Consider the following 9,707-nt stretch of genomic DNA (forward strand, 5'->3'; position numbering starts at 1 on the left):
AATCCCGTCTTTGACAGTTGATGAAGGAGAAAATCGCTGTATCCCTTGTATTTACTGGGCTACAGCGATTTTTACCGTTGTCACGGAGTATAGTAATTTATTCCTTTCCCTTACTTTTTTTCTGGATTGTCCTCATTTTACTTTTGGTTATGAATTGATAATCCGTCCGGAAACCACAGACTTCGTGAAGGTCATCTGTGATCTTTTCCCTTTTGTACAGTGGGATAAATCCCTGCTCCTGTATCTGTGCAAAGTTCATTGCTTTCAGACCATCCAACAACTCTTCGCAGGTATATTTATGCTCCAGCTTTTTCTCAAGAAACCGATAGAGGGCCAGTGCAAGAAAACAGATCAGGAAATGTGCCTTGATCCGATTCTCATTCTGTAAATAAACCGGTCTTGCAGAAAAATCTGTTTTCATGATCCGGAAACATTCCTCGATCTGCCATCTGCCTTCGCTTACTTTTAAAATGCCGCCGACCCCATCCTCCAAAAGATCCGTGCATACTGCATAAAGCCCATCATACTGCTCCTCTTCCGCAATCTTATCCAGATCGAGGTATTGCCTGATCTCCGCAGTTTCCCCATCTTTTGTAACAGCCGTCTTTCCAATGAAACGTGCCGGGTCATTGGGGTTCCTCCGGTTCTTTTTTGTGTTCCCAGAATCCAGCATTTTTTGTGCCCGCTCCACCTGTTTGCTGCGGATGGATTTCTGGTATAAGGCATACTTTGGGGAATACGTTATGATCAGGCGTTGGTGCAGTTTTTTTGTGGTATACGGTTCGTCCTTGTAATAAAGCCCTTTGTCATCTTCCGGCAGCTTCGTGATATCGACAGGCATGTCATCGGAAACCCGTTTAAACCCCTCTGGGCTTAGCGCCCACTCTTTTTCTTCTTTCTTTAGTTTTTTGATGGACTGGGTTACGATATAAGCCCGTTCTCCCATATGGTTGTATTCTCGGATAGCTTCCGACCCCAGCCCGGCATCGCTGCAATAAATGAATTTCCGGCATCCGAAATCCCCAAGGACTTTCTTCTCCAGAGGTTTCAGAGAAGTCTGCTCGTTTGCGCTCCCCGGGAAAAGGGAAAATGCAAGGGGGATCCCGTCCCCGTCCATGAAAAGTCCCATTTGGATAATCGGGTTGGGCCTGTGCTCCTTTCCCTTTCCATACTTCTTGCTGCCGTCTTCCTGCTCTATCTCGAAATAATAATTCGTGCAGTCATAATAAAGGATCTTATCATTCCTTTGCCCCAGAAAGTGGCTGTTTTTATAGAGTTCCGCCTGAATCATATCACATTCCGTACCAAGGACATCCAACGCGCGGTATATGTCATGAAGCTGATAGGAAGGTTTCTCCAAAAACTCCAGAGCAGCTTTGTAGGAAGAACGCTTGCTGCAGGGTTCCAGGATCCTGGCATAGACCAGGTCGGAAAGGATGGCGTTGATATCATACTTGAATTTATATTTCTGTTTTAATTTCCGGCAGACTTTAGGCATCTGCATCTGATAGTAAATAGATTGCAGGAAAAGATATCCGCCGCGGTAGAAGACCTGTTTCCCATAATCTAACTGTCTGTCCGCATGGAAAGGGATCAATACCGTTTTTGCTTCTTTTTCCTTTTTGTATTTTTCGGTTTCTATTCTTACTTCATTTTTTGCCCATGCAATCACGTCATCCCTTGTTGGGCCATGCTCAACCAGAAGATGCTCCAGGGTTCCTAACTTACGAACAATCGTGGAAGAGGTGCTTCCGTTTGCTTTTACATAAGATTTGCAAATATAGAATGACTCTGCATTTTTAGATTTTGTTATGTGAAGATTCATGCCTCATCCCTCCTTCTCCTTATTATACCACACAATAACATAAAATAACATACATAAAAACTAAAAATTTGACACAAAAAAAGCAGGTTTTATAAGGCCTACAAGTGATTTTTCATTTATTCAACTGTCAAACTCCCGAGTCCTTCGGATTACGGAAAACCCTGGTATGGTCAGTTAATGGCCGGCCCTCAGATGCTGGCATTTATGCTTCAGGTAAACTACTGGCTGGAAAAATACAGGATTCGGATTCAGTTATAGTTCTGCTTTACTTTCTAAAGAGTTTATAATAAAATGAGGAAGAGTAAAACGATGCTCAGTCCCTGTGGGCATCGTTTTTTATATAATAGGAAATTCCGTTGGATTTCCTATTACATAAAAAACGCTCCGCGTGGATCGCACTGCGCCGGAGTGGAAGAAGGCGCTTTGCGCCCCGCCGCAGGCGGAGAATCCTGCGAGCAGGATTCTTTTTTATATCATAGGGAAGTACTCCATATTGTTCAATTAAAACCGAAGTATTTTTGGAAGGAGCAGGACAATGGAAAGATATACCAGGAAAGACGTTCAGAAAATGTTGGCGGAACTGGGAGAGGAAGAGTACCGGAAGTTCCATTCCGGGCTGCTGCCGGGTGTAGATCACATTATAGGGGTGAGGCTGCCGAAGCTGCGCAGACTGGCCAGAGAAATAGGGAAAAGCAACTGGGAGCAGTGGATAGAGGAAGCCGAAGATACCTGGTATGAAGAAAAAATGATTCATGGCCTGGTGATTGGATATGGAAAAATGGACTGGGATAAGAGGGAATTCCATATCCGGCAGTTTGTGCCGCAGATTGATAACTGGGCTGTCTGTGATTCCTTTTGCAATACCTTAAAGTGCACAGAGAAAAACAAGAAGGAAATGTGGGAACTGCTGGATTCTTATGTGAATTCGGGAAAAGAATATCAGGAACGTTTTGTGGCAGTTATGCTCTTAAGTTATTATGTGGAAGAAAACTATTTAGAAGAAGCATTGAAAAGACTGTCCGACCTTAAAAATGAGGGGTATTACACGAAAATGGCTGTGGCATGGGCTTTGTCCGTTTACTTTGTGAAATTTCCCCGACAGATCATGGAGTATCTGGAAAAGCTGCCCAAAGAGGAATTCATATATAAAAAAACATTACAGAAAATTATGGAGTCTTATCGGGTGGATGACCAGTGGAAGTCAAGAATAAAACAGATGAGACAGAAAGGATAAGAGATGAGAAAAGAGGAAGCTATTAAAATTTTACAAAGCAGCGAGGAATTATTTGTTATTTACTCACAGGCTACGAAGATGCCCTATGTGACCTGCGATGAAGAAACCTTTAATGATCAGGTTCGTATCTATACAGATCAGGAGGCTACGAAGAAATATGGGGAAGAGAAACTGAAAGAGAAAGTTCTTTTAATGGGAAGCCGTGTTCCCAAAGAAGGATTTCCCAAACTCTACGGGATTCTCCATTCAATCGGGGTCAATGAGGTGGTTCTGGTACATGAGGGAGAAGAGACAAAGGCAGAGCTTTCTTCCGTTGCTGTAATGCGCGACTTTTCAGATCTTCCCCAGGAACAGAAGCCGGTCTTTAATCCAACCCTGCAGTTGTCAGCTTTATATTTTCTGCAGGAACTGAGACGGCCTGTGGATAATAAAGAGAAAAAAGAACTCCGGAATCTGGAGGAAGAGCTGTTAGTTAATATTTCAAGAGGTGAATATCTGGTTCTTGTGGAGGCAAATGAAGGGGAAAACAAGCAAATCCATCTCCCTTATGTGAAAAATGAAAAGGGGGATGCCTATCAGCCCCTGTTTACGGATTTGGGAGAAGTACAGAAATTTGTTAAAAGCGAAAAACCCATGCGGATTTTAAGGGTTTCCTTTGAGAAACTGCCGGGAATTCTGATTAAAGACGCAAAAGGGATTGTGATTAATCCCATGGGCTTTAATCTGCCTCTCAGTAAAGAACAACTGGAGAAAATAGCCGGGAAATAAAAGGAGTTTCTGCGTTGGAAAAAAGAAGCAGTGGAATATCAGAAGAAATTGTGCTAGGATAAATATAACGAATAGCACAAAACAGAAGATAAAGGTGAATTTATGATAATCCAGATTGATTTTGAAAGCAATGAAGCGATTTATATGCAGTTGACCAATCAAATAATCCGGGAAATAGCAATGTCCAGACTGCAGGAAGGGGATACCCTTCCTTCTGTGCGCCAGCTGGCTGAAAATATCGGAATAAATATGCATACGGTAAATAAAGCGTATTCCGTACTCCGGCAGGAAGGGTTTGTAACCATTGATCGGAGAAGAGGCGCTGTGGTATCCATTGATGTGGATAAACTGAAAGCCCTGGAAGAGATGCGGGAAATCTTTTCCCGTGTGCTGGCCAAGGGACGCTGCAAAAATATTTCCCGGCAGGAAGTTCATGAACTGATTGACGAGCTGTTTGATGCATATCAGGAATAGTACATCAAGGAGGGGCTATGCAGAATAAATATACGAAACAGGCAGAAAATGCGTTAAAACTTGCGAAAAAAACTGCCCAGTACTATAAACATGCATATATAGGTACAGAACATATATTACTGGGGTTATTAAGAGAAACAGAAGGAACCGCCAGTATGGTGATGGCAGAATTTAATGTGGAAGAAGAAAAACTGATTGCGCTGATTGATAAGCTGATTGCGCCGCCTTCTTCCATTCTCACAAGAGCAGATATACAATATACGCCGCGTTCAGAAAAACTTTTGCTGGCTGCGGGAAAAGAGGCTGAAGCCCTGGGAGCCCGGGAAACGGGAACCGAACATATTCTGATCGCCATGCTGAAAGAAACCGATTGTGTGGGAACAAGGCTTCTTCATACACTGGGAATTAATATACAGAAACTGTATGCCGGGATTCTGGTTGCAATTGGAGAAGAAGGTCGTGTTTCTCCGGAAGATCTCCAAAGCGGAAGAGCTTTGAAAAAGAGTTCCGGGAGCAGTACGCCTACGTTGGATCAGTACAGCAGAGACCTGACGGTACTGGCAGCAGAAGGCAAACTGGATCCGGTAATCGGCAGAGAAGACGAGATTACCAGAATCATACAGATCTTAAGCCGCAGGACCAAAAACAACCCCTGCCTGGTGGGAGAACCAGGGGTTGGAAAGACAGCCATTGCAGAAGGACTGGCTCAGAGGATTGTATGGGGAATGGTTCCGGATACGGTAAAAAACAAAAGAGTTGTGGTTTTAGACTTGTCGGGAATGGTGGCAGGATCCAAATACAGAGGAGAATTTGAGGAAAGAATTAAGAACGTGGTAAAGGAAGTATCACAAAATAAAGGAATTCTTCTTTTTATTGACGAAATCCATACCATTATCGGGGCAGGAGGAGCAGAAGGCGCGCTGGATGCTTCTAATATCCTGAAACCTTCCCTTTCCCGGGGAGAAATTCAGCTCATAGGGGCCACGACTCTGGAAGAATACCGGAAATATATTGAAAAGGATGCTGCATTAGAGCGGAGATTTCAGCCGGTCACCGTAGAAGAACCTTCTGAACAGGAGACGACAGAGATTTTGAAAGGACTGCGTTCCTATTATGAACAGCATCACGGGGTGGAAATTTCAGACTCTGCTATCGAAGCTGCAGTGCAGATGTCAGTACGTTATATTAATGATAGATTTCTTCCTGACAAGGCCATTGATCTAATTGATGAAGCCTGCTCGAAAGTCCGTCTGGAAGGATACCAGTTTCCGGAAAATGTAACAGAGACGGAGAGGGAAATTCAAAAGCTGCGGCAGGAAAAGGAAGTGGCAGTGAAAAACGCGGATCTGGAAGAGGCAAAAAGAATCGGAAAGCTTCAGACAGAAAAGGAAATGATACTGGAAGAAGAAAAGAAGAAATTTGCCAGAAGCCAGAAGAGAAAGAAGCGCACAGTGGATGAGAATGCAGTCGCAGATATTGTATCCGGATGGACGAAAATACCGGTAAAAAAACTGGCGGAGACAGAATCCAGACGGCTGTCGAGACTGGAAAAAGAACTTCATAAACGAGTCATCGGCCAGGATGAGGCAGTTGCCGCAGTGGCTCAGGCAGTAAAAAGAGGCAGAGTAGGACTGAAAGATCCGTCCCGTCCCATTGGCTCTTTCCTGTTTTTAGGACCTACAGGAGTAGGAAAAACCGAACTGTCCAAGGCTCTGGCAGAAGCGGTATTCGGCAGCGAACAGTCCATGATACGGATTGATATGTCGGAATACATGGAGAAACACAGCGTATCCAAGCTGATTGGTTCCCCTCCGGGATATGTGGGATATGATGAAGGCGGACAGCTCAGCGAAAAAGTCCGGAGAAATCCCTACAGCGTTCTTCTGTTTGATGAAATTGAAAAGGCGCATCCGGATGTGTTCAATATTCTGCTGCAGGTGCTGGATGACGGACATATTACAGATGCCCATGGAAGAAAGGTGGATTTTAAACAGACTATCATTATTATGACTTCCAATGCCGGCGCTCAGGCGATTATTGAGCCGAAACGGCTTGGCTTTGCTTCCGTGGAAGATGAGCAGAAAGATTATGAAAGAATGAAAGCCGGAGTTATGGAAGAAGTACGCAGAATGTTCAAACCGGAGTTTCTGAACCGAATTGATGAGATTATGGTGTTCCATACGCTGACAAAAGAAGAAATCCGTAAGATTGTAGGCATTCTTCTGAAAAATCTGGAAAAGCGCTGCAAAGAGCAGATGAACATTACTTTGAAAATCCGCTCTACAGTAAAAGATTATCTGGCGAAGGAAGGCTTTGACAGTAAATACGGAGCCCGTCCTCTCCGCAGGGCCATTCAGACGAAACTGGAAGATAAAATGGCCAATGAGATACTGGAGGGAAAAATAAAAGAAGGGGATACGGTAACGGTTTCCTTAAGAAAAGAAGAAGTTTATTTTAAGATATAACGATGTTTTTTTCTATACTTGGCAAAATGCACAAAATATCCTTCCGCGCGAAGCGCACAAAAACACTCCGATGAGCCTCCGAAACCGGAAATCGTGTTCAGCAAAGGCTTCCACGATTCCCTGAGTCTCATCTCCATTGTGCGCAAAGTCGCGACGTCCGGGTGATTTTGTGTATTTTACCGAAACATAATTCCAGAAGAGGCTTTTGACACCTTAATCCTATGATATAAAAAAGAGTCTCTTGGGGGAGAGACTCTTTTAGAAGGAGAGAACCGATAGTTTTTGGGGGGAATATCGGTTCTATGAAAAATGAAAAAGAAAAAGTTTATTTAAAAGTTAAGGTAACTTTTAACAATATCCACTATAAAAGATAATTGTGTTCATTTTGTGATGGGAATTTGAAGACTTTGTGAATTTCCCGTGTCGTCTTCCGGAAGATAAGGGTATTAAAAAATGATGAAGAAAAAAGAAAAATTCCGAGAAGCTACTGGAAAAATTCCGTGATTTATTATATAATACAGACAGTACTTAAGTAGAATTTTGTTCTATCAGATAAGAGTCATAGGGAGGACGTATCAATGTCAGTAGTTAAGGAATTAATACGAACAGAGTCAAATGGAACCATTAGTTTTGGGAATTATGAACTGGACGTTAAATCTAAATTATCCGATTACGAACATCAGGGCGATTTATATAAAGTAAAAACATTTTCCGAGATTACCAAGCTGGAGCGTAATGGGATGTTTGTTTATGAATCGGTTCCCGGTACAGCTGTAACGGAACTTTTACAGGAAGACGGAGGAATGACTTTCCAGGTGGAAGGTCCGGAAGATGCACAGATAACCGTGGAGTTGGAAGAAGATACGGAATATGAGATTTCATTAAATGACAGCAGCATCGGAAAGATGAAGACAAATTTAGGCGGAAAGCTTTCTTTCAGCGTAGAACTGGAGAATGCGGATAGGGTTTCTGTGAAAATAGTAAAGCTGTAAAAGAAGAAAACGAATATGTAAGAACGTTTGTCTGAGAAAGGCAGACGTTCTTTTTTTAATTTGTTATTGCGGAGAAAGGAGGGGGTTGTTATACTTTAGATATTCGCTTAAAGAAGAGAAGGGAGAACATAAGTGGCAAAAGGAAAGAAAACGGTATTTTTCTGTCAGAACTGTGGCTATGAATCAGGTAAATGGATGGGACAGTGTCCGGGCTGTCACGAATGGAACACTTTTGTAGAAGAAACAGTAGAGGCGAAAAGCTTATCAAAAAGCGGGAAGAGAACGTCTGCCCCTGCAAACCCTGTTACATTGAAAGAAATTGATATTCGGGAGGATGCAAGAAAATCCTCGGGAATCGGAGAACTGGATCGTGTTCTGGGCGGCGGAATTGTAAGCGGAAGTCTGGTTCTGGTAGGAGGAGATCCTGGAATCGGAAAGTCGACTCTGCTTTTGCAGGTGTGCCGGAATCTGGCAAAACAGCAGATAAAAGTTTTATATATTTCCGGGGAAGAATCCCTGCGCCAGATTAAACTAAGAGCTAATCGAATCGGAGAATTTCAGGATACGCTGACCCTTTTGTGTGAAACAAATCTGATGACAATAAAGGAGACAATAGAAAGGCTCAGACCGGAAACCGTCATTATTGATTCTATACAGACTATGTTCCATGAAGACATCACTTCAGCACCTGGAAGTGTTTCTCAGGTAAGGGAATCCACCAATGTTTTGATGCAGATTGCAAAAGGGCTGGGGATCACAATCTTTATTGTAGGTCATGTAACAAAAGAAGGAAACGTGGCAGGTCCCAGGGTTTTAGAGCATATGGTAGATACGGTTCTGTATTTTGAAGGAGATCGTCATGCCTCTTATCGGATTTTAAGAGCGGTCAAAAACCGATTTGGTTCTACAAATGAGATCGGAGTATTTGAAATGAAGCAGACCGGTCTGGAAGAAGTCCCCAATCCCTCTGAGTATTTGTTAAGCGGAAGACCTGAAAATGCTTCAGGCTCTGTAGTTGCATGTTCAATGGAAGGAACCCGTTCCATATTAGTGGAAATACAGGCTCTCGTATGTCAGAGTAATCTTGGGATTCCCAGAAGGACAGCAGTAGGGACAGATTTCAACAGAGTCAATCTTTTAATGGCTGTTTTGGAAAAAAAGGTGGGTCTCCATCTTTCTCAGTCTGATGCTTATGTAAATATAGCAGGGGGAATGAAAATGACAGAACCCGCGATCGATCTGGGAATCTGTCTGGCAATTGTATCCAGTTATAAAGACGTCGTAATACCTGATTCGGTAATGGCATTTGGAGAAATAGGACTCAGCGGAGAAGTAAGAGCGGTAAGCATGGCGCAGCAGCGGGTGAAAGAAGCCAAAAAGCTGGGATTTGAAACGGTGATACTGCCGAAAGTATGTGAAAGCGCTATAGATAAAGAGGAAGGAATTCGTCTTGTCTATGTGGGGACGATAAGAGAGGCGATTACCTGGATGCTGCATGGTGAAAAAAAATAAAAAAAGCAGAAAATGGGAATTTAGTATTGACGAAGATTAGGAGTTATGGTAGTATGTAATTCCACTCGACAAAAGAATACATAAATATTCCGAATTGTCGGTGAAAAATAAAAAATTAAAAAAACTGTTGACAATATCTGAATATCGTGATATAGTAACAGAGTTGCTGAATGAAAGAAGAACTTTTACAAAAAAACTCTGAAAAAAGCAAAAAAAGTTATTGACAAGCTTGGAAAGCTGTGGTAAGATAACAAAGTTGCTGAGCGGAACAGAGAACAAAAGCTTTGAAAAAAGTTAAAAAAGTTCTTGACAAGCCTGGATGAAGATGGTAAAATAAATGGGCTGTCGAAAACAGCAGCAAAGAACCATGATAACTGAACAGTAAAACACAGACCCGAAAATTCTTTACAAAACGAACGGTTCACGAACCGAAACAG

The 9,707-nt window shown here is 42.6% G+C and carries 7 protein-coding genes; 6 read left to right on the plus strand and 1 reads right to left on the minus strand.

The window, feature by feature from the left end:
- Positions 1-97 precede the first annotated feature (97 nt).
- Entirely contained in the window at positions 98-1,825 is a 1,728-nt protein-coding gene (locus tag B5F53_RS18940; protein WP_087226973.1) for an IS1634 family transposase, read from the minus strand.
- A 535-nt stretch (positions 1,826-2,360) separates the two neighbouring features.
- On the opposite strand from B5F53_RS18940, the gene B5F53_RS18945 reads away from it, so the two are divergent.
- The 6 genes from B5F53_RS18945 (at position 2,361) to radA (ending at position 9,270) form a co-directional block, all read left to right on the plus strand.
- A complete protein-coding gene (locus B5F53_RS18945; protein ID WP_087226975.1) occupies positions 2,361-3,059 on the plus strand; it encodes a DNA alkylation repair protein in 699 nt (232 codons plus the stop codon).
- A 3-nt stretch (positions 3,060-3,062) separates the two neighbouring features.
- Complete coding sequence (locus B5F53_RS18950) at positions 3,063-3,827, plus strand: SseB family protein (protein ID WP_087226977.1); 765 nt, start codon at positions 3,063-3,065, stop codon at positions 3,825-3,827.
- 102 nt (positions 3,828-3,929) lie between these two features.
- Complete coding sequence (locus B5F53_RS18955; RefSeq protein WP_087226979.1) at positions 3,930-4,301, plus strand: GntR family transcriptional regulator; 372 nt, start codon at positions 3,930-3,932, stop codon at positions 4,299-4,301.
- A gap of 17 nt (positions 4,302-4,318) precedes the next feature.
- Entirely contained in the window at positions 4,319-6,766 is a 2,448-nt protein-coding gene (locus B5F53_RS18960) for an ATP-dependent Clp protease ATP-binding subunit (RefSeq protein WP_087226981.1), read from the plus strand.
- Positions 6,767-7,344: 578 nt separating this feature from the next.
- A complete protein-coding gene (locus B5F53_RS18965; RefSeq protein ID WP_087226983.1) occupies positions 7,345-7,758 on the plus strand; it encodes an endosialidase in 414 nt (137 codons plus the stop codon).
- A gap of 132 nt (positions 7,759-7,890) precedes the next feature.
- Positions 7,891-9,270, plus strand: coding sequence for a DNA repair protein RadA (gene radA, locus B5F53_RS18970; protein ID WP_087226985.1), 1,380 nt, complete (start codon positions 7,891-7,893; stop codon positions 9,268-9,270).
- Positions 9,271-9,707: the final 437 nt, after the last annotated feature.

This window comes from Blautia sp. An249 (genome assembly GCF_002159835.1).
Lineage (GTDB): Bacteria > Bacillota > Clostridia > Lachnospirales > Lachnospiraceae > Blautia_A > Blautia_A avistercoris.

Bases quoted from the DNA above. Each gene is read 5' to 3' on its own strand.
- B5F53_RS18960 (WP_087226981.1), top strand. From the start codon at position 4,319: ATGCAGAATAAATATACGAAACAGGCAGAAAATGCGTTAAAACTTGCG.
- B5F53_RS18955 (WP_087226979.1), top strand. From the start codon at position 3,930: ATGATAATCCAGATTGATTTTGAAAGCAATGAAGCGATTTATATGCAG.
- B5F53_RS18945 (WP_087226975.1), top strand. From the start codon at position 2,361: ATGGAAAGATATACCAGGAAAGACGTTCAGAAAATGTTGGCGGAACTG.
- B5F53_RS18965 (WP_087226983.1), top strand. From the start codon at position 7,345: ATGTCAGTAGTTAAGGAATTAATACGAACAGAGTCAAATGGAACCATT.
- B5F53_RS18940 (WP_087226973.1), bottom strand. From the start codon at position 1,825: ATGAATCTTCACATAACAAAATCTAAAAATGCAGAGTCATTCTATATT.
- B5F53_RS18950 (WP_087226977.1), top strand. From the start codon at position 3,063: ATGAGAAAAGAGGAAGCTATTAAAATTTTACAAAGCAGCGAGGAATTA.